The sequence below is a fragment of the Dyadobacter flavalbus genome (genome assembly GCF_006149045.1).
GTDB classification, from domain to species: Bacteria; Bacteroidota; Bacteroidia; order Cytophagales; family Spirosomataceae; genus Dyadobacter; species Dyadobacter flavalbus.
The window spans coordinates 58,767-78,707 of the sequence record NZ_VBSN01000069.1; the positions used below are offsets into that span (position 1 = coordinate 58,767).

16 protein-coding genes and 1 riboswitch are annotated in these 19,941 nt (G+C 44.6%); of the genes, 8 read left to right on the plus strand and 8 right to left on the minus strand.

Features of this window, described 5'->3' with window-relative positions; all coding sequences use genetic code 11:
• Nucleotides 1-8: 8 nt before the first annotated feature.
• The 3 genes from FEM33_RS22135 to FEM33_RS22145 all read left to right on the plus strand — a co-directional run bounded on the left by FEM33_RS22135 (nucleotide 9) and on the right by FEM33_RS22145 (nucleotide 5,819).
• A complete protein-coding gene (locus tag FEM33_RS22135; protein WP_139014161.1) occupies nucleotides 9-3,470 on the plus strand; it encodes a DUF7948 domain-containing protein in 3,462 nt (1,153 codons plus the stop codon).
• A gap of 46 nt (nucleotides 3,471-3,516) precedes the next feature.
• Nucleotides 3,517-3,966 carry a DUF4920 domain-containing protein gene (locus tag FEM33_RS22140; protein ID WP_139014162.1) on the plus strand — a complete coding sequence of 150 codons (450 nt, stop codon included), beginning with the start codon at nucleotides 3,517-3,519 and terminating at the stop codon, nucleotides 3,964-3,966.
• Nucleotides 3,967-4,034: 68 nt separating this feature from the next.
• On the plus strand, nucleotides 4,035-5,819 hold the full coding sequence (locus FEM33_RS22145; protein WP_139014163.1) for an SGNH/GDSL hydrolase family protein: 1,785 nt from the start codon (nucleotides 4,035-4,037) through the stop codon (nucleotides 5,817-5,819).
• Nucleotides 5,820-5,822: 3 nt separating this feature from the next.
• Here FEM33_RS22145 and FEM33_RS22150 read toward each other — a convergent pair whose 3' ends face one another.
• The 4 genes from FEM33_RS22150 to argS all read right to left on the minus strand — a co-directional run bounded on the left by FEM33_RS22150 (nucleotide 5,823) and on the right by argS (nucleotide 9,684).
• On the minus strand, nucleotides 5,823-6,716 hold the full coding sequence (locus FEM33_RS22150) for a 1,4-dihydroxy-2-naphthoate polyprenyltransferase (RefSeq protein WP_139014164.1): 894 nt from the start codon (nucleotides 6,714-6,716) through the stop codon (nucleotides 5,823-5,825).
• A 21-nt stretch (nucleotides 6,717-6,737) separates the two neighbouring features.
• The gene (locus FEM33_RS22155; RefSeq protein ID WP_139014165.1) at nucleotides 6,738-7,118 is read right to left on the minus strand and encodes a DUF5618 family protein; all 381 of its coding nucleotides are present in this window, start codon (nucleotides 7,116-7,118) and stop codon (nucleotides 6,738-6,740) included.
• A 95-nt stretch (nucleotides 7,119-7,213) separates the two neighbouring features.
• Nucleotides 7,214-7,798: a glutathione peroxidase gene (locus FEM33_RS22160; RefSeq protein WP_139014166.1), complete on the minus strand. Its 585-nt coding sequence runs from the start codon at nucleotides 7,796-7,798 to the stop codon at nucleotides 7,214-7,216.
• 107 nt (nucleotides 7,799-7,905) lie between these two features.
• Nucleotides 7,906-9,684: an arginine--tRNA ligase gene (gene argS, locus FEM33_RS22165; protein WP_139014167.1), complete on the minus strand. Its 1,779-nt coding sequence runs from the start codon at nucleotides 9,682-9,684 to the stop codon at nucleotides 7,906-7,908.
• Between the two features lie 161 nt (nucleotides 9,685-9,845).
• Between argS and FEM33_RS22170 the strand changes: the two genes are divergently transcribed.
• A complete protein-coding gene (locus FEM33_RS22170; protein ID WP_229214364.1) occupies nucleotides 9,846-11,393 on the plus strand; it encodes a hypothetical protein in 1,548 nt (515 codons plus the stop codon).
• A gap of 8 nt (nucleotides 11,394-11,401) precedes the next feature.
• Here FEM33_RS22170 and pyrR read toward each other — a convergent pair whose 3' ends face one another.
• Nucleotides 11,402-11,941 carry a bifunctional pyr operon transcriptional regulator/uracil phosphoribosyltransferase PyrR gene (gene pyrR / locus FEM33_RS22175; RefSeq protein ID WP_139014168.1) on the minus strand — a complete coding sequence of 180 codons (540 nt, stop codon included), beginning with the start codon at nucleotides 11,939-11,941 and terminating at the stop codon, nucleotides 11,402-11,404.
• A gap of 66 nt (nucleotides 11,942-12,007) precedes the next feature.
• Here pyrR and pth point away from each other — a divergent pair, with 66 nt between their 5' ends.
• Nucleotides 12,008-12,568, plus strand: a complete 561-nt coding sequence (gene pth / locus FEM33_RS22180; RefSeq protein WP_139014169.1) for an aminoacyl-tRNA hydrolase — start codon at nucleotides 12,008-12,010, stop codon at nucleotides 12,566-12,568.
• Between the two features lie 661 nt (nucleotides 12,569-13,229).
• Here the strand turns inward: pth and FEM33_RS22185 are convergent.
• Nucleotides 13,230-14,621, minus strand: coding sequence for an OmpA family protein (locus FEM33_RS22185; RefSeq protein WP_139014170.1), 1,392 nt, complete (start codon nucleotides 14,619-14,621; stop codon nucleotides 13,230-13,232).
• Nucleotides 14,622-14,693: 72 nt separating this feature from the next.
• Here FEM33_RS22185 and FEM33_RS22190 point away from each other — a divergent pair, with 72 nt between their 5' ends.
• On the plus strand, nucleotides 14,694-15,578 hold the full coding sequence (locus tag FEM33_RS22190; protein ID WP_139014171.1) for a DMT family transporter: 885 nt from the start codon (nucleotides 14,694-14,696) through the stop codon (nucleotides 15,576-15,578).
• Nucleotides 15,579-15,587: 9 nt separating this feature from the next.
• Here FEM33_RS22190 and FEM33_RS22195 read toward each other — a convergent pair whose 3' ends face one another.
• The gene (locus FEM33_RS22195; protein WP_139014172.1) at nucleotides 15,588-16,376 is read right to left on the minus strand and encodes a PhzF family protein; all 789 of its coding nucleotides are present in this window, start codon (nucleotides 16,374-16,376) and stop codon (nucleotides 15,588-15,590) included.
• 287 nt (nucleotides 16,377-16,663) lie between these two features.
• Nucleotides 16,664-17,605 carry a M20/M25/M40 family metallo-hydrolase gene (locus tag FEM33_RS22200; protein WP_139014173.1) on the minus strand — a complete coding sequence of 314 codons (942 nt, stop codon included), beginning with the start codon at nucleotides 17,603-17,605 and terminating at the stop codon, nucleotides 16,664-16,666.
• Between the two features lie 140 nt (nucleotides 17,606-17,745).
• A riboswitch (SAM riboswitch) is annotated at nucleotides 17,746-17,853 on the plus strand.
• 161 nt (nucleotides 17,854-18,014) lie between these two features.
• Between FEM33_RS22200 and FEM33_RS22205 the strand changes: the two genes are divergently transcribed.
• Complete coding sequence (locus FEM33_RS22205; RefSeq protein WP_139014338.1) at nucleotides 18,015-19,067, plus strand: homoserine O-acetyltransferase family protein; 1,053 nt, start codon at nucleotides 18,015-18,017, stop codon at nucleotides 19,065-19,067.
• A 70-nt stretch (nucleotides 19,068-19,137) separates the two neighbouring features.
• A complete protein-coding gene (locus FEM33_RS22210) occupies nucleotides 19,138-19,914 on the plus strand; it encodes a M48 family metallopeptidase (protein ID WP_139014174.1) in 777 nt (258 codons plus the stop codon).
• Nucleotides 19,915-19,941 lie beyond the last annotated feature (27 nt).

A 19,941-nucleotide genomic window follows, 5' to 3' on the forward strand; every position in this document is an offset into this window, starting at 1 on the left:
GTCGGGCTATGCAGAAAAATCTACTTTCAATCCTCTTTTTTTTTCTGATTTCTTTCCTGTCGTTGCAAAATACACTTGCCGGTGACATGCATTTCATTGAAAACCGCGGCCAGTGGGAGCCGGAGGTTTTGTACCGCGCCGAAATTCCGGGCGGGTTTCTTTTTCTGAAAAACAAATCGCTGGTTTATGTATTGTACGATGCCGCCAGGGTTTCGGCCATGCATGGAAAAAAAGCAACGGATTCCCAAAACATTCGCAACAATGCCGCAGCCGGCCATATTATTCCTGCGCACGGCGTGGAAGTGGCCTTTCAGAATGCTTCCGAAAACATCAGTTACAAACCGGAAAGAGAAACACGCATTCATTATAATTATTTTCTCGGAAAAGAGGAAAGCAAATGGGCAGGAAATGTAAAAGCCTTTGAAGAAGTAACTTACAAAAATGTTTATACCGGAATTGACCTGCGTATTTACATGCATCAGTTCAAGCTTAAATATGAATTCATCGTTCAGCCGAATGCCGATCCTGCTCAGATCAAGCTGAAATACAACGGAGCCGAACATATTTCGCTGAATGAAACCGGCCAGATTGTTGTGAAAACTTCAGTCGGCCAGTTTAAGGAAGCGGAGCCTTATACGTTCCAGACCAGTAACGGAAAACAAACGGAGGTGCCTTCCCATTTTGCGGTAACTCCAGATAAAAGCATTCACTTCGTGCTGCCCAAAGGTTATGATAAAACCAAAAAACTGACGATTGATCCCGAACTGATATTTTCAACATATTCCGGGTCCGTTGCCGACAACTGGGGCCATACTGCAACGTATGATGAGGAAGGTAACCTTTATTCCGGCGGAACCGTCTTTGGTACAAATTTCCCGGCAACGCTCGGCGCTTTTCAGGTAAAGTTCGAAGGTTTGGTGGATGTTTCCATTCTGAAATTTACGCCGGACGGAAGTCAGCTTGTTTATGCTACATTTCTGGGCGGAAACAGTACCGATATTCCAAGCAGCCTGATTGTCAACAGCAAAAACGAACTGCTTGTTTTAGGGCTTACTTCCTCAAATAACTTTCCCGTCCGCAGTTCCGCTTTTCAGGCAACATACGGCGGCGGCTCGTCGGTCGTACCTATTTCCGGCCTCGATCTGCCGAATGGAAGTGATATTTTTGTGTCCAAGCTCAGTGCAAGCGGAGCGCAGCTGGCGGCATCTACGTTTCTGGGCGGAAAAGGCAATGACGGCGTAAGCAACCCAACCAATTTCACGATCAGAAATTACGGCGACAGTTTCAGAGGTGAAATCGTGCTGGACAAATCGGACAATGTTCTGGTGGCATCGTCTACAAATTCGCAGGATTTTCCATTGAAAAACCCGGTACAGAACAAGCTGGCGGGAAATCAGGACGGCGTTGTTTTCAAGCTGTCACCTGAGCTGAACAATCTTTTATGGAGCACTTACATCGGAGGTGACAAGGAAGATGCCGCTTATTCAATCAAATCTGCCGTAAATGGTGATATCTACGTCACAGGAAATTCGCAAAGCAGCACGCTTCCGACCAGTTCCACTTCCTTTCAGCAGAAACTAAGCGGCACTGAAGACGCTTTCATTGCCAGATTTGCAAATGACAAGCTGGCTGGAATGACATATCTGGGAACGGCTAATGCAGATGCCGCTTATCTTATCGACCTGGATGCAAGCAGCAATGTTTATGTTTATGGTTTGACAAACGGAGCATATCCGGTGAGTCAGGGTGTTTACAGCAATGAAAAAAGCGGGCAGTTCATTCACGCGCTGGATGCGGCATTGTCCAAAACGGTTTTTTCAACCGTAATCGGGTCGGGTCGGGGTACGCCCGATATTTCCCCGACGGCATTTCTGGTGAGCGAATGCGGGAATATTTACATAGCCGGCTGGGGCGGAAACGTCAATTCGGATACGGATTTCAATCCGGCGAGCAGTACGAACAACCTTAAAGTAACGGACGACGCCATCAAATCCACAACCAACGGAAACAACTTTTACATTGCCATTCTGGAACAGGGCGCCAAGTCGCTTTTGTACGCCACTTATTTCGGAAGCTCCACGCGTACAGGTTTTATTCAGGGCGATCATGTGGACGGCGGTACGAGCCGGTTTGACAAAAACGGAACCATTTATCACGCAACCTGTGCCTGTGGCGGAACGCATTTTCCTGTAACGCCGCAAGCCTGGTCCAAAACGAACAACAGTGAAAACTGCAACAATGCAGCTTTTAAAATCGATATTGACAGGTTAAAAGCAGACTTTGACGTTTATTCAGGAAGTACCAAAGATGTTGTCCGCGGATGTGCACCGCTGGAACTTACGTTTATCAACACAAGCGAAGGCGGCGTGGATTATATCTGGGACGTCGGTGAAAGCACCATTTCCCGCGAAGAAGATCAGGCGGAATATACTTTTAAAAATCCGGGTGAATACACCGTTACTTTAAAAGCTTATAACCGTCTAAGCTGCAAGCGCATGGATGTAGCGCAGAAAAAAATCATTGTGGAAACGCTGAATACCAAAGTAATGGCGGACACAGCAGTTTGTGAAAATTCGTCGGTCAAGCTTTTTGCAGCCGGCGGAACGCAGTACAAATGGTCGCCTGCTGCCGGAATGGACAATGCGGCAAGCGCAACGCCGACCGTTAATGTGAAGGAAAATACCGAATTTTTGGTGGAAATCAGCAATGCAAGTGGCTGTAAGGTAACTGAAAAAGTGAAAGTGGCCGTGGAAAAGAAATCCGATTTTATGGATATGCCGGATACTGAAGTGTGTGCGGGCTCTACGGTGGTGTTAACCGTTTCCGGAGATGCAAAACAATATCGCTGGTTGCCAACCGAAGGTTTGCCGGAGACTATCGGGCAAACGGTAACGGTGAAGCCCGAAAAGACAACAACTTACACGATTGAGGGCATTTATGCAGACGGTTGCAGGCCATTGAGGGAAATTACTGTTAAAGTAGACAGAAGCTTTGAGCCCGCTTTTGAAATAGCGCAGTCGGGAGGTGCATGCAATGCGCCTTTTTCTTACTCCATGATCAATAATACCAAAAACGCACAAAAGTATGAATGGGATCTGGGCGCAGGCAATGTGTCGGGCGAAGCTGACATAAAGGAATATGTTTATGAGACACCGGGAGATTATACTGTTACCTTGACAGCTTACAATGCGGCCGGCTGTGCACTTTCGCTGTCAAAAACGGTGACGGCTGCTCCGGCATTCACGCTCAGCAATGTCATTACCCCAAACGGTGACGGCAAAAATGATTTCTTTATTGTTCCGGTTCCGGCTTCGTCGCTGGAAGTTTTTAACCGCTGGGGAAAATCCGTTTTCAAAGCGGCGGATTACAAAAATGACTGGGGAAAAGGCATTGCAAACGGTACTTATTTCTATATAGTGGACACGCCGCAGGGAAATCACTGCAAAGGCTGGGTTGAGGTTTTGGAATAAAAAATTTTTAACTTAAATTGGTCATTGTCAACATAATATTGATTCTATGAAAAAGCTGATCCTGTTTTTACTGGGAATAACCGCCATGTGTACGGCTCACGCGCAAAACGCAGGGCATTTTGGAAAAGAGATAAATGAGAGCAAAGCCATTGAAGCAAGTGCATTGCCTGAAAAAATGGGTAATAAAACAGAAATGGAAGCCAAAGTCAGCGGCACAGTGGAATCCGTATGTCAGGTAAAAGGCTGCTGGATGAAGGTCAAAATGGCCGATGGCGAAACCATGCGCGTGATGTTCAAGGATTATGCTTTTTTTGTTCCGAAAGATATAGCCGGCAAGACCGTTGTGTTTGAAGGCGAGGCACAAAAGAAAACCGTTCCTGTCGAACATTTGCAGCATTATGCAAAAGATGCAGGCAAAAGTCAGGAAGAAATTGCCAAAATCACTGAACCGAAAGAAGAACTCACATTTATTGCGGATGGCGTCATTGTGAAATAATCGGATTTTACAAAGTAAGAAGTAATCGGATGGGCACTTTTGTATAGCAAAAGTGTCCGTTTTTATTTATGAAATCTGCATTTACCTGTTTTCTGTTTGTCCTGCTTTTTACTTCCCGGTTATCGTTTGCCCAAACCGGCAAATTCAGATGGTGGAATCCGGAGACCGCGACTTTTCCCGTCATTGAAGGTCAGGCGTGGCCGGAAGAACTGAAAAGCCCTTATGACCGGCTTCCTGCACGCGCAGAAAAGCAGGTTCGGGAACCAGTTTGGGACCTTGCCGGAATGCCCTCAGGTTTAATGCTCCGCTTTCGTGCCAATTCAGCTGAAATCAGGGTCCGTTATGTGGTCAGCGGACAGCATGCTTTGCAGCACATGCCCGCCACCGGCGTCAGCGGCGTGGATCTTTATGCTTTGTCAAATGATGGCGACTGGCTTTGGTGTGCAGCAAAATATGCATTCGGCGATACGATTGCCTTTGATTTCAAAAATCTGAATCCCAACGATAACTATCATAAAAAAGGACGTGAGTACAGGCTTTTTCTGCCATTGTATAACAAGATAAAATGGCTGGAAATAGGAACGCCGGAAGGAACTGAATTTACGCCGCTGGCAGTAAGGCCTGACAAGCCGGTTGTTGTTTACGGAACTTCTATCGCGCAGGGCGCCTGTGCTTCCCGGCCGGGAATGGCCTGGACATCGATCCTTGGAAGAAAGCTGGATCGTCCGCTGATTAACCTTGCTTTTTCCGGAAACGGAATGCTTGAAAATGAATTGATCAGCATGATTTCGGAAATAGATGCCAAAATGTATGTACTCGATTGCCTTCCGAATATGACCATCCGTCCGAATGATCCGGATAGTGATCTGACGATTGAAGAAGTTTACAGACGGATTCTTGCTTCGGTGCGTACTTTGCGTGAAAAACGGCCGGGCGTTCCGATTGTCCTTGCCGCGCATGCCGGCTATACGGATGGAGATATCAATCCGCAGAGCAAACATTTTTACACAGAAGTAAACGAAACGCTGGAAAAGGCTTATGCCGCATTGAAGTCGGAAGGAATAAAGGAGCTTTACATGATCCCGAAAGAAGATTTTAAACAGGATACGGAAACGATGGTTGATGGAACGCACCCGAATGACCTTGGCATGATGCGTTATGCCGAAGGTTACGAAAAGCACATCCGTACCATTCTTCATGAACAAACCGACGCGTTTTCAACGACAAAGCCATTAACGCAAATGCGGGAACTGTATAATTATGACTGGGAAGCAAGGCACCGTGAAATCCTTGAACTGAATAAAAAATCTGCACCAACGAATATAATCATCGGCAATTCCATTACGCATTTCTGGGGCGGCATGCCCAAAGGTCCGCGTGCCGTAGGCGAAGATTCCTGGATGGATACGTTTGGCAAAAATGCAAGAAATCTGGGTTATGGCTGGGACCGGATTGAAAATGTTCTGTGGCGGGTTCATCATGGCGAGCTGGACGGCAATCCGATCAACCGGATTTTTGTCAATATCGGAACGAACAACCTTCATCTGAATACGGATAATGAAATTGTAGAAGGCTGGCGGTTGCTGATTGAGGCGATCAAATACCGGCAGCCCCAGGCGCAGATTACAATGCTGGGCATTTATCCGAGACGCGCGCAGGAAGCAAGAGTGGAAAACCTGAACAAAAAACTGGCATTGCTGACCGGTGAAACCAATGTGAATTATCTGGATCCCGGAAAAGTATTTTTGCAAAAAGACGGCAAGATTGACGAAACCCTGTTTTCAGACGGGCTGCATCCGAATGCAAAAGGCTATTCGGTTCTTGGAAAAGCAATCAAGCCGTTTGTAAAGTGAATTTTATAAAACAATCCCTAAACCGAAAAGAATCACAAACAGCAGCGTGGAAAGTGCCATTTGTTTTAAATAGGGATCCAGTTCGCTGGCTTTCTGCAGTCTGGAAACGGCAAGGCCATTTTTGATAAAAAGCGGAAAACTGAGCAGGAAAAACAGACTTGTATATCCTGAAAAGTTCTGGATTGTATAAATCAAAACACACAGCATACCGGTAATGAGAATGCACCAATGATAGCGGATTGCTTTTTCCCTGCCAAGTCTGACCGGAATGGAATTCTTGCCCGTGGCCCTGTCCGATTCTATGTCGCGAATGTTATTGATGTTCAGAACGCCAACTGCAAAAAGTCCGCAGCTCGTTGCGGGAAGCAGTAAACTCCAGTCCCAGACATGCGTATGCAAATAACTGCTGCCCAAAACGCCGACCCATCCGAAAAAGATCAGTACGGAAAGGTCGCCGAGTCCGACGTAGCCATACGGTCTTTTGCCTGCGGTGTAAGTAATGGCAGCAATAATACACGCAATCCCGATGCCCAGAAATACCCAGAATTCGTTTGCTGAGGCATCGCGTAAAGCAATTGTCAACAGCGAAATGCCCGAAATCAACGCAAGTACCGAAAAAACAATAATTGCTTTCAGCATAGCGGAAGCCGGAATGTGGCCGGAATGAACGGCCCGGCGCGGGCCTTCACGCAAGTCTGTATCCTTGCCGTTCACTGCATCGCCGTAATCATTGGCGAAGTTGGAAAGCACCTGAAGAAGAATGGTTGTCAGAATGCTTAAAGCTGCAACAGGCCAGCTGAAATTACCTTTGGAAGCTGCCAGAAAGCAACCCATTAATATGCAGGAAAGCGCAAGAGGCAAAGTGCGCGGGCGTGCCGCTTCAATCCAGGGATTCATTTTATATCAATTTGATTTACATCACGCCTGAGCTTTCATTTCTGCCCAGTCAATGATTTTTTCTGCAAGCTGCAAACCTTCTGAAGAAATGGCTGCACTCAGATTTCCATCATAACTCATGGAAAGATGCAGTGTGTCGTAAGCTGCCAGAAATGCAGATAATATTTTTTTGTCTACTGCAGAAAGTTCCTTCTGATACCATTCGACACTTTTCCTGCCTTTTTTCTTTTCTCCTAAAATACTGTCCAGTGCGACCAGGACGCCGGTATAAGCAGTATGTCCGGCCATTTTTACATATTTACGGTCCGTGTAATAGCCATCCTCTTTAAGCGCTTTGTCACGCAGGATTTCCCTGGCGTTGGAAAGGTATCTTTTGGCTTCTGCAATTTCATTGATTTTCATAGTGTGCTGTTATGTTTTCAGTTTTAAATATCTGAATTAGCGAAACCGGAACAAGTTGTTTATTCCGGCTTCGCTGAGTATTGAATTTCAAATCATCAGATTCCGACAGCTTTCAGAAATTCAGGATCGGTCGGTAAGATTTTGGATGCAAAGAAGTTTGTTAGCTCACCTTTTTCATTGACAACATACTTGCAGAAATTCCAGGTCGGAACTTTGTCGTTCCAGCCGTTCAGGTCTTTTGTTGTAAGCCATTTGTAAATAGGCGCCTGGTCTTCGCCAAGAACAGAAACTTTTTCAAACATCGGGAATGTAACGCCGTATGTTTTGGAGCAGAAAGTAGCGATTTCTTCACTTGTTCCCGGCTCCTGACCGCCAAAGTTGTTGGCCGGAAAACCCAGAACGACAACTTTGTCGCCATGTTCCTTGTTGAATTTTTCCCAGTCGGCGTACTGTTTGGTATAGCCGCATTTGGAAGCAACATTCAGGATAACCACTTTTTTTCCTTTGTATTTGCTCAAATCCACCGTTTCATCGCCAACAAGCGATTTTACTTTGAAGTCGTACAATGAAAGTTTCGCAGTTACATGTTCCGCAGGTCTTTTGGCAATTTCGGATTTGTCAGCAAAAATACCGCTGAATAAAGAGGCAATCATAATAAAAAGCGATTTTACGAGGTCCATGATAAGAATTGGTTATTGTTAGATTTTAATTGTTTGACTGTATAATATACGTAATTTTTAACAAAACGATTCATCCTTTTTTTACAAATAACCCTGCTTACCAACAGCTACATACGTTCCGGTACTTCTATGCCCAATAACCCCAAAGCTTTGCGAATCGTTTCCGAAACCACCTTTGATAATGCAACCCTGAATTGTACGGCTTCGGGATCAGGATCGGAGAAAATGGAAACCTCGGCATAAAACTGGTTGTAGACTTTCGCCAGTTCAAATGCATAAAGCGAAATGACCGAAGGAGCAAAATCATTTGCAGCGCTCAGCACCCTTGCAGGATATTGCGACAACATGAAAATCAGCTCTTTTTCAGCTTTGTGCATTTCATATTTTGATGACGGCAGCTTGCTTTCAATTCCCGACTGCTCCGCCTTTCGCATGATCGAACGGATCCGTGCATAAGTATACTGGATAAACGGCCCGGTATGGCCCTGAAAATCAATGGATTCTTCCGGGTTGAAAAGCATTCTTTTTTTAGGGTCCACTTTCAGCAGAAAGTACTTTAACGCGCCCAGTGCAAGCTGGTTGTAAAGCTGATTGGCTTCCTTGCTTTCAAAATCATCAATTTTTCCAAGTTCCTGCGTGCGGTCGGAAGCCGTTTGTATCATTTGAGAAATCAGGTCGTCGGCATCGACAACGGTTCCTTCGCGCGATTTCATTTTACCGGAAGGCAAATCGACCATTCCGTAACTGATATGATAACAGCCTTCGGCATACTGGCGGCCAAGCCGTTTCAGGATGGCAAAAAGTACCTTGAAATGATAATCCTGCTCATTGCCTACAACCCATAAATAGCGATTGTTATGGTAATCATTGTTTTTCAGTTCCGTAGTTCCGAGGTCCTGCGTAATGTAAACGGAAGTTCCGTCACCGCGCAGAACCAGTTTTTCATCCAGCCCTTCTTCTGCAAGGTCAATCCAGACCGAATTATCGCTTTTGCGGTAAAAAACATTTTTTTCAATGCCTTCTTCAATAATGTCTTTTCCTAACAAGTACGTATTGGATTCATAGTACGTTTTGTCAAACCCCACGCCGATCTTGTTGTACGTCTCACTGAAACCTTCATACACCCAGCTATTCATTTTTTGCCAAAGGGCAACCGTTTCCGGATCGCCGTTTTCCCATGAAAGCAACAGTTGCTGCGCTTCCAGCATCCACGGCGCTTTTTTGGCAGCTTCATCTTCGGGCATGCCCTGCGCAACAAGTTCACGGATCTGCGATTTGTACTCGATATCAAATTTTACATAATACTTTCCCGCAAGGTGATCGCCTTTGATGCCGCTGGATTCCGGCGTTTCGCCGTTGCCCAGCTCGCGGTAAGCCAGCATGGATTTGCAGATGTGAATGCCGCGGTCGTTGACCAGACAGGTTTTTACCACATCATAGCCGCTTGCTTCCAGTATTTTCGACAAGGAATCACCAAGGAAATTATTCCTCAAATGTCCCAGGTGCAGAGGTTTATTGGTGTTTGGAGAAGAAAATTCCACCATAACAGACTGGCCGTTAGCAGAAAATGTACCAAATGCCGTATCGCTGATGATCTGGTCAAACAGGTTCAGCCAGGTGCTGTCTTTGAGGTTAATGTTCAGAAAACCCTGGACAACATTGAAGTCATCTACAACTAAGCTGTTGTCTTTAAGGTAGTTGCCGATTATCTGCCCGATTTCTGCCGGTGCTTTGCGTGCGGATTTGGCTAGCGGAAAAGTAACAAAAGTATAAAATCCTTCAAATTCTTTTTTTGTAGGTTGTAAAATGATGTCTTCAGCGGAAATATCAAAATGCTGTTGGATTGCTTTTTGAATGTCTTGCTTTAAAATGGCTTCAATTGACATGAAAAATAGGGTCAAGCAGGAGAGCAGATTCTGTTAAAGAATGATATTTCTCCAGGTTTTTATTTGATTGAAATTATTTACAAAATAAATAGCAATGTTATTCTTTTTGATGCAAAATTAGAGTAATTATTGATCAGACTCACACCCCGGACAAAGAAGTTATGAATATCCACCCATTATATCCGACGCGGATTTACATGATCCTGCTGCTAGGCCTGATTCCGCTATGCGGCGCGTGGGCGCAGCTGCATCAATCGGACCGCCTGGAAATCAAAACAAGTTCTGCTACCCCCGAGGAATTTGAAGTATTCAGTCTGGGCGAGCGCGGAATATTATCCGTTGTGCGGGGAAATGAATATTCCAACAGCCGCAATGAACAATGGCAGTTTGTAAAGTATGATACCACGCTGAAAGTACTCTGGCGTACAACTTACAAGCTGGATTTCAGATATATACCGGTGATGGCCTACAAAGGTGCAGAAAGCGGTTACTGGCTGTTTGCCGAGCCGGATACAGATCGTTTTCTGTTTATGCAGCTCAATTTCAGCGATGGTTCCGTTGATACTTACAAAGGAAACCTGCTGGCCGGCGTAGATGTACAGCATTTTAAAGTGATGGGAAGCAAAGCGCTTGTTTCCGGTTATTACCGCTCACGCCCGATTGTGATTGTGCATTCCTTTTTTGATCATACCACGCGTGTTTTGCCTGGATTGTTTGAAAAAAATACAGAACTGAATAACGTAGATATCAATGAAGTGGACGGGTATATCAATGTAATTACGTATGCTTACCGTAAAAAAAACTGTGTTTTTGAGATCAAAACTTATAATTACGACGGAAAACTGCTTAAAAAGACGTCACTGAGCGATCCGCGGTATAGCTTTATTTCCGGTCAGATCGTTCCGCTGAACCCGGACGATTCTTATCTGATCGGCAATTATTCCGTTGGCTGCACGCAATACTCCCAAGGTCTTTTTGTAACGCATATTGAAGACGACGAACCTCAGGAACCGCAGTTTATAGAATTTTCCCAGCTTCAGAATTTCTTTAATTACATGAAACCGAAACGCAAGCAGAAAATGCTGGAACGGATTGGCAAAAGAGAAAGCCTGGGCAAAGAAAACCGTTTCAGGTACCGATTGCTTGTGCATGAACTGATCCAGACTGAAAATGAAATCGTGCTCGTTGCGGAAGTTTATTATCCGAATCAGCGGTCATCCAATCCGGTTATTGCAGGCGGACTTTCGCGGCCCTATTTTTCGCGCTCGCTCGAAGGTTACCGTTACACGCACGCCATTGTATGCGGTTTTGACCTGAACGGTAAACTGATCTGGGACAACTGCATCACCATCAAAGATCTTACCAGTTATGATCTTCAGGAAATGGTCCAGATCACACCCGTTGACGATTATTTTGTGCTTGCCTATCCGCAGGATGGTGAAATCCACACTGAAGTAATCAGCCGTAACACGGTAGTTGTGAAGAACGAAAAGTTCAAGATTGCGCCCAAGTCTGAAAAAGAAAAGGTTCTTAACAGCGAAGATGCTTATCTTTCTCCGTGGTACGGACAGTATTTTCTGGCTTACGGCATGCAGCGGCTGGGAACTTCATCCGTTGGTCAGGGAAGAGAAGTTTTCTATATTGACAAGCTTACGTACAAAACAGAAGACATCGGCAAAGCAACCAAAGCAGAAGCATCACGGCCGTAAGTTTCGGTTCAGTCAACCATCCAGATCTGGTCGGAATGGAAGCCCTGCTCTTTCCATTCCACCTGTACGCGCTGACTTTCAACCGTGCTTACATTCATGCCTACATAATCCGGATCAATAGGCAATTCCCGGTTATAGCGTCTGTCGATAAGCACCATGAGCTCAACCATTTTGGGGCGCCCGAATGCAGTCATGGCATCCAATGCAGCCCTGACCATTCGTCCGCTGGCCAGCACGTCGTCGATCAGGATTACTCTTTTGCCTTCAATCAGAAAAGGTACATTGGTCTTGTTCGGCAGCAGCGGCGATTCACGGCGGCGGAAATCGTCCCGGTAAAAAGTAGCGTCCAGATAACCAAGCGGAATATCTTTTCCTGTACGTTCACGTAATTCTGCAATGATCCTTTCTGCAAAATAAATTCCTCTCGGCTGCAGACCCATTACAACTGAATTGGAAAAATCCTGGTGATTTTCAATAAGTTGCTGACATAACCGGCTGGTCATGATTTCAAGTAATGGGCTGTTCAGTATTAATCGTTTTTGGGGCATGATATAATTTCCCTGAATTTTAGCCTAAATTAAGTGCTCAAAAATGAAATCAAAAACTTTTACCAAATGAAATATCTTATTGCCGGGTTGGGAAATATTGGTCCGGAATACGCATTTACCAGACATAATATCGGTTTTATGGTTCTGGACAGGCTGGCAGCACAGCATGATTTCAAGTTTTCCTTTGAACGTCTGGCTTTTGTCGCGGAATGGAAGCATAAAGGGCGGCAGATCTATTTTATAAAACCGACCACTTTCATGAACCTGAGCGGAAAAGCAATCCGCTATTACATGGATCAGTACAAAATACCGACTGAAAATTTGCTTGTTATTGTAGATGAACTGCAGCTACCGTTTGGAACACTGCGGATTAAACCCAAAGGAAGCCATGGCGGGCATAACGGTCTCAGGAATATCGAAGAATTGCTTTCAACCACAGAGTATCCGCGGCTGCGATTCGGAATCGGCAATAATTTTCCGCGCGGCAGGCAAGTAGATTATGTACTCAAACCATTTTCCAATGAAGAGATGCCGGAACTCCCGGTGTTTTTGGACAATGCGGGAGACATGGTTTTATCATTTTGTACTTTGGGGATACAGGCAACAATGAATAATTATAATCAATGATTGGATTATTTAAAGGAAATATAAATATTTCAAGATTGAGGTTTATTCTGCAAAATACTGGAATTGCCAAATATTAAATATTATCATAATTGTTAATGAGTATAATATTGTATATTTATAACTAATAAAAATATAATATTCCAAATAAAATTCTGTTGAAGCGATTTGAATGAATTTGTAATTTCAAAATTAATACGGACATTTGTATTGTAGTTGATGTAAATCGGAATTGAATAAATCCGGGAAGCGAACCGAATCAAACTAATGCTTGGTGAAAGTTAAAACTACAAAGCTGCGGAATGCAGTATTTACATTAAGTGATTAGAAGCGCCGACAGTAAATAATTAATGGCATACTTCTAATATATTTGACGTATTTATTCGTGCAGGTACGATTTTTTTGTAATATTGAAAATAAGGAGTATTATTGAGTAACAGGTTACTTTATAATATAAAATTCAGAAGTCAAGGGAAACTGAGATTTTCAGGTTCTGAATATGACAAACCGGAATTTTAAATTCAGAAGAAATTATAAAGAGTTGATTAATCTGAATTCGATTATTTGAAAACGAATTTATTTAACAACTTTTAGGTTATATAAAGATAAGAAAAGGTTAAGGGTTTAGGAATAGTCAGTATAAAGCCGTCTCAGTGAGATGGCTTTATCTTTTTACAGGCTCTGCCCAGACTTCCACGCGGCGGTTGGATTTTTTCTGAGTTTCTGACTGATTTACTCTGTTCGGCTGCGCCGGTCCGTAACCGGCTCCTTCAATCCGGTTTTCAGGAATTCCTTTTCCCGTCAGATATGTTTTAACCGTTTCAACACGTTTTCTGGATAAATCCAGATTCTTTTCGAAATTGCCGGTATTGTCTGTATGGCCTTTCAGAATGATCTTCAGGTCCGGCCTTCTTTGAAAGTAGGAGACAATGGAGTCAATTTCGGAAAGCGCTTCATCTTCCAGAACTTCCGTACTTTGTGTAAAATATAAAGTTCTCAGTGGAGCGTCATAGGTTTCGGCGGAAAGGCTGATCAGCGATTTCACTTCTTCGTAGCGGTTGGTCGTTTTAACCGCAATGCTCCGGGACTGGAAACCGTCTGCCTGTGCCGATATTTTATAAGACTCAAATGGCGTAAGTTCGAATTTGTAAATACCGTTTACCGTTTTAGCCAGTGCCACCAGCGAATCGTTTACACTTTTTCTGACAGTTACCTCGGCATCATTAACCGGTTTCAGGTTTTTGCCGTCGTAAACACGGCCGGTGACATTCACAAGATTGCTGTTGCTTCTGACAGGTTTTTCCGGTGCGGATGTGACTACTTCCGGCTTTTCATTTTCCGATTTTGCAGTTTCCCTGTAATCTTTACTGATCGTCTGATAACTTTTCCGGATAAAAACCGGCGTCATTACGCGGTCATAAACACGGATGAGCGCAATGGAGCCGGCACTCGATTCATGGTTTGCGACCAGATCATCCTGAAAAAAGTTGAGCACCTGATCATTGTCCAGCATTCCTTCGGTACCCGGGTCCTTGAATTCCAGCTTGGACTGGCCGTTAATATACATTTTAATGATCTTGGTTTCAAAATCACGCGAATAGACGTAATGTACATACTGATTCGCTTTTACCGGCGCTTTTTCACCAATTGCAAAATCGTAAAAGTTCAGTTTTCCATCATATATATAACTGCCATAATCGCTTTTTCTGTTCTTGAAGTCCAGAACACGTTTCCAGCTGTCGAGCTCGTCCAGCTTGAAATAAATCTCAACCGTAAATGATTTGTTCAGAAATCCTTTTGCTTCGGAGTTGTTGAACTGAAGGCCGCTGTTTTTTTCAAACCGGTAAGTGGTCCGGCTCAGGTCTTCTGAACCCGGGATTTTTTCTTTTATAAACTGGCCTGCCTGCCCGAGCGGTTTCAGCGCCGGTCCGGCATTTTCAATGGGAAGAAGGGCATTGTTAAAATCATATGTCCACTGACTTTGGGAAAAAGAAGGAAAATACAATCCTGTAAAAAGAATCGTCAGGATGTAAGTTGCATTTTTTTTGCTAATCATGCCCAAAAATATAAAAAGTGAAGGCGGAAGCCGAAATGCATCACGTATTTTTGGCGCATAATAATTAGAAGTGTGAAAAATATTGCAACCGGAATTCTATTTTCCATATTATGGTCTTCTGCTTCTGTGGCTACCAAATTTGGTGTACAATCTGCTGCTCCGCTGATCCTGGCCAACATCCGGTTTTTTATAGCCGGCATTCTGCTGCTTTCCTTTTCCTATTTGTTCGGAAAAGACAAATCCTATCGTTTGCCCGACAAAAATGAATGGAAACAGCTGGCACTTTTCGGATTTTTAAATACAACGCTTTATCTGGGCCTCTACGTGTATGCCATGAAATATACCGCAGCCGGAATCGGCAGCCTTGCCGTCTCGGTAAACCCGCTGATTATCGTTTTATTATCTGCCTGGTGGCTGAAAAGACGGCCGGGAACCAATGAATGGCTCGGAATTATCCTTGGAATGGCTGGTGTCGGCATTGCCACTTACCCGCTTCTGGCGGATAGCTACACGACGTTGGGCGGCATTGCGTTGCTTCTGGTCAGTATGGTTGCCGTTTCTGCGGCAAGTGTTTATTATGCGACTGTAAAGTGGACACTGCCCAATCTGCTCATTAACGGATGGCAGGTTTTTCTGGGCGGAATTTTCCTGCTTCCGGCCACACTTTTATTCACTGACTTTTCAGCAACTGCATGGGATCAGCGCTTCTGGTTTTCTGTGTTATGGCTTAGCCTTGCCGTTTCAATTGTTGGTTTGATATGCTGGTTTTACTTGTTGCGAATTGATACGGTCCGTGCTTCTTTATGGCTGTTTCTATGTCCGCTGTTCGGATTCTTTTTTGCATGGTGGCTGATGTCCGAACCCGTAACGATTTATACAATAGCAGGAACAGTGCTCGTGATAGCCGGCCTGTATGCAGGACAACGGACCAAATTAATGCGCAATAAGGAAAGCTGATCAGGAATTTCAGTCAACCAGGATTTCGCCCCGCAGGTAAAGTTTTGCCTGGCCGCCGATGAGGACGCGTTCTCCGTCCAGCTCGCACTTAAGGTATCCGCCGCGTTTGGAAAGCTGTTTGGCAGTCAGTCTGTGCTTCGAAAGTTTTTCCGCCCAGTACGGAATCAGCGTTGTGTGCGCCGAGCCTGTTACGGGATCTTCGTCAATTCCGGATTGCGGCGCAAAAAATCTTGATACGAAATCGACATCGTTGCCGGCGGCAGTAACAATGATTCCTCTCGCCGGAATGGTGGAAAGAACAATAATATCAAAATCCAGATTACGCACAGCTTCTTCAGATTCCAAAACAACCAGATAATCACTTTTTCCTTTGTAAACTTCCAGCATGGTGGTCGAATTAAGACTTTCCATCAGAGCAGGAGGCGGAACGGCAATCTGGAAATGATCTACGGGAAAGTTCAGCGTGAGCCAGTCCTCTTTGCATTCAACGATCAGTTCGCCGGACCGTGAGCTGAAACGGATAACCTGTCCTTCGTAGCCTTGTATATTAAAAATCACATAAGCAGTTGCAAGCGTGGCATGGCCGCAAAGATCGACTTCTACGGCCGGTGTAAACCAGCGGATATGGAATCCCGTTTCTGTCGGTACATAGAAGGCCGTTTCGGCCAGATTATTCTCGGCAGCAATATGAAGCATTGATTCATCCGATAGCCATTCGGTTAATGGAACAACTGCTGCGGGGTTTCCACAAAAAAGCTTGTCAGTAAAGGCGTCAATCTGATATATTGGAAGTTTCATGTAAATCTCAAATCGGGGTTAGCAATACCAAGGTATTAAAAATATTTTCTATTAAATTAAGTTGTCTATGGAAAATTCCAATATTCCTGTTCAAATCAGAACAAACTAGGTGCATTTTGGTAATTCATAGAAACAGATTATTCTCTGTTTTACGAACGGTATTCAATTTCTTTCAAACTGGTGAAAATCATTTGCAATGCTATATGCTTCTGTTTATAAAGTTATAAATGTAAGAATATCTTTGTAAAATATATTTACATTTCAAGATTCACTAATTTTATAAATGACTACTTTACTTCTGTGAACTTCAGTTTCCGGAACTTCATGGCATTTTCAATAAGCCTGATCTGAACGGCAAGTATGCCGGCTTCTGCTTCAGTATCAATCTTTTCCGGATCATCGGTAGGCTTGTGATAGTCGTCATGGCCGCCGGTATGAAAAAATAGAACAGGAATTTGTTTTGCATAAAAAGATCCGTGGTCGGAGCCTCCGCTTCCGGCACGATCTGTAAAAAATTTGACATTGCCTGTTACGTCCTTGAAAACAGCCGGCCATTCTTCGCTTGTGCCATAGCCTCCGATGCCCACACCGCGGTTCGGGTCGTACCGACCGATCATATCCATATTGGACATAAAGTTGATTTTATCCAGTGGAATCGTAGGATTGTTTACAAAATGCCGTGAACCCAGCAAACCAAGTTCTTCGGCTCCAAAGGCGATAAACAGGAAATTACACGATTCCTTCACATCATTTCTAGAAAAATGCCTGGCCAGTTCGAGCAGGCCGGCCACACCGGAAGCATTGTCATCGGCACCATTATGGATTTGTCCTTCTGGGTTTTCCGCTTTCGAGCTTCCCTGTCTGCCCAGTCCGAGATGGTCAAAATGTGCACCGATGACAATGGTATATTCAGCTCCGTTGTCCAGAAAACCGATAATATTTCTTGTTTGCCGGATGCTGTCCGGAACCGTCACACGCCTTACTTTTGCTATAAAAGGCTGATAAAACCCGTTGGTGCCCTTTGGCTGAAGTCCGTACTTTTTGAACTGGTTTTTTACGTATTCCGATGCTTTGTCATTTTCCCGGCTGCCTGTTCCCCGGCCTTTCATTTTGTCGGAAGCAAGTTTTTGAATATGCCGGGCTATGTTTTCAGGAGAAGGTTCTGTGCTTTGGGAAAGAGAAATGTGGGCAATAAACAACAGAAGAAATACAATCGGATAATTTTTCATTGAAACCTGGAATCGTTGGCCGGCAAAGATAAAAAGCTCAGTTTTGGTTCAAAATAGTAATTGCGCTTTTATTTGCATTTTCAGGCACCGGCACTTAATATTGCACCATCAAGTCAATTGCTTCACTTTTATCAGCGGTTGATTTATAAAGAAGAGGCGAGAGAATGGGCTCAACGAACCTCTGGCAACCTGCTACCATTTTGGAGAAAGGTGCTAATTCCCACCTAAGTTATTAGGAGATATAAACTCAATTCGTGTGAACTTACTGTTAGAAATTTCCGTAAGCCGGATGGCTTTATTCTCGCATCTACAATTGAAAATCAATTTTTCAGTTGCTCAGGCTGCTTTTCATGCCATTTATGGAACGCAGCACATTTAATTTTGAATTAACCTTTGTGCTTTGGCACTTATGCAAGCGGAACAAAAGATCTTTAAATATCCATATCCCTATTTTCTGGAAATAGGAGGCGAATTGCCAGGCTTTGAACTGACTTATACAACTTACGGCGAAAGAAATGCAGACGACAGCAATATTGTATGGGTTTGTCATGCACTGACAGGAAGCTCCAACGTTGCCGAATGGTGGGACGGGCTGGTAGGAGAGGACAAATACTTTGATCCTGCAAAATACTTTATCATCTGCGTCAACGTAATCGGGTCTGCATATGGCTCAACGGGGCCGCTTTCCATCAATCCGAAAACGCGTGAACCTTACTACCGCAATTTCCCGACTGTTACCGTTCGCGATGTGGTCGGTGCGATGGAATTGCTGAGGCAGGAACTGGAAATTCGTAAGATCAAAATCTGCATCGGCGGTTCGCTGGGCGGCCAGCAGGCGCTGGAATGGGCCGTGGAAGTGCCGGACCTTTGTGAAGAACTGATCCTGATTGCCTCCAATGCGCTGCATTCTCCGTGGGGAATTGCTTTTAATGAATCGCAGCGGATGGCCATTGCCGCCGATCCTACTTACGCAGAAGATCATGAAGATGCGGGCAGTATGGGCATGCGCGCTGCAAGGTCCATTGCATTGTTGTCTTACCGGAATTACGACACGTATAATTTTACCCAGGCACGCGACAATCCGGACCAGATTGATGATTTCCGGGCATCTTCGTATCAGCAGTATCAGGGAGATAAATTTGTGAAACGCTTCAATGCATTTTCCTACTGGGTGCTTTCCAAAATTATGGATTCGCATAATGTAGGCCGAAACCGCGGCGGAATCGTGCATGCACTGGGTCTGGTAAAAGCCAAAACGCTGGTTCTGGGAATCAAATCCGATCTTCTTTTTCCATTGTCCGAACAGCAGTTCCTTGCAAGACATATTCCCGATGCCGTTTTTCAGGAAATAGATTCTTTGTACGGGCACGACGGATTCCTGATTGAATACAAGCAGCTCACACAGGTTATCCGCGCATGGCAGGAAACAAACGGGCAGCTTCAGACAGCAAGAATCGGATAAAAATACAAGGTTATACGTTTGGTATGCGTTTTGTAGAAAAACACAAAATTTCACTTAATGCATACTGTAAATGTTCAAGTTCGGAGCCAGATTGATCTTTGCCCTTATCGTCGTTCTGATAACCTTATTTAATTATTTCAGCAAAACGCAGGTGAATCCTGTTACGGGTAAAAAGCAGCGCGTGAGCATGTCACCGGCAGAAGAAGTGCAGCTTGGCCTGCAATCCGCGCCGCAGATGGCAGCTGAATTTGGCGGGCTTTACAATGACCCCGAAGTGCAGAACAGTGTAAAAGCAATCGGGCAGAAACTCGTTCTGGCAACCGATGCCGGCAAATCTCCTTATAAATTTGATTTTCACGTTCTGGCTGACCCCAATACCGTGAATGCTTTTGCCGTTCCCGGCGGACAGATTTTCATTACAATGGGCCTGCTTAAAAAGCTGAAATCCGAAGATCAGGTCGCCGGTGTTCTGGGCCACGAAATGGGACATGTTATCGGCAGGCATTCTGCCGAGCAAATGGCAAAAACGGATCTTTTACGCGGACTGGCCGGTGCAGCAGGCGTTGCAGGCGGCGATTATACCACGGCCCAGACCGCACAATATGTAGCCAATCTTGTTAATCTGAGTTACGGACGCGATGATGAACTGGAATCCGACGATTTTGGCGTAAAGTACATGATGGATGCCGGCTACAATCCCGAAGCATTGCTGGATGTAATGAAGGTTCTGGAAGAAGCGTCAGGCGGAAACCGCTCTGCTGAATTCATGAGCACGCACCCGAGCCCGGCCAACAGAGCCGGGCGCATCAAGGCCGCTATTGAAAAATACAGGCAGAATAATAACTAAGTAAGGGTTTAGGAATATTCAGTCCGA

What these genes read in the sequence shown, in the direction of transcription:
- FEM33_RS22135 (WP_139014161.1), top strand. Translation starts at nt 9, where the DNA reads ATGCAGAAAAATCTACTTTCAATCCTCTTTTTTTTTCTGATTTCTTTC.
- FEM33_RS22140 (WP_139014162.1), top strand. Translation starts at nt 3,517, where the DNA reads ATGAAAAAGCTGATCCTGTTTTTACTGGGAATAACCGCCATGTGTACG.
- FEM33_RS22145 (WP_139014163.1), top strand. Translation starts at nt 4,035, where the DNA reads ATGAAATCTGCATTTACCTGTTTTCTGTTTGTCCTGCTTTTTACTTCC.
- FEM33_RS22150 (WP_139014164.1), bottom strand. Translation starts at nt 6,716, where the DNA reads ATGAATCCCTGGATTGAAGCGGCACGCCCGCGCACTTTGCCTCTTGCG.
- FEM33_RS22155 (WP_139014165.1), bottom strand. Translation starts at nt 7,118, where the DNA reads ATGAAAATCAATGAAATTGCAGAAGCCAAAAGATACCTTTCCAACGCC.
- FEM33_RS22160 (WP_139014166.1), bottom strand. Translation starts at nt 7,798, where the DNA reads ATGGACCTCGTAAAATCGCTTTTTATTATGATTGCCTCTTTATTCAGC.
- argS (WP_139014167.1), bottom strand. Translation starts at nt 9,684, where the DNA reads ATGTCAATTGAAGCCATTTTAAAGCAAGACATTCAAAAAGCAATCCAA.
- FEM33_RS22170 (WP_229214364.1), top strand. Translation starts at nt 9,846, where the DNA reads ATGAATATCCACCCATTATATCCGACGCGGATTTACATGATCCTGCTG.
- pyrR (WP_139014168.1), bottom strand. Translation starts at nt 11,941, where the DNA reads ATGCCCCAAAAACGATTAATACTGAACAGCCCATTACTTGAAATCATG.
- pth (WP_139014169.1), top strand. Translation starts at nt 12,008, where the DNA reads ATGAAATATCTTATTGCCGGGTTGGGAAATATTGGTCCGGAATACGCA.
- FEM33_RS22185 (WP_139014170.1), bottom strand. Translation starts at nt 14,621, where the DNA reads ATGATTAGCAAAAAAAATGCAACTTACATCCTGACGATTCTTTTTACA.
- FEM33_RS22195 (WP_139014172.1), bottom strand. Translation starts at nt 16,376, where the DNA reads ATGAAACTTCCAATATATCAGATTGACGCCTTTACTGACAAGCTTTTT.
- FEM33_RS22200 (WP_139014173.1), bottom strand. Translation starts at nt 17,605, where the DNA reads ATGAAAAATTATCCGATTGTATTTCTTCTGTTGTTTATTGCCCACATT.
- FEM33_RS22205 (WP_139014338.1), top strand. Translation starts at nt 18,015, where the DNA reads ATGCAAGCGGAACAAAAGATCTTTAAATATCCATATCCCTATTTTCTG.
- FEM33_RS22210 (WP_139014174.1), top strand. Translation starts at nt 19,138, where the DNA reads ATGTTCAAGTTCGGAGCCAGATTGATCTTTGCCCTTATCGTCGTTCTG.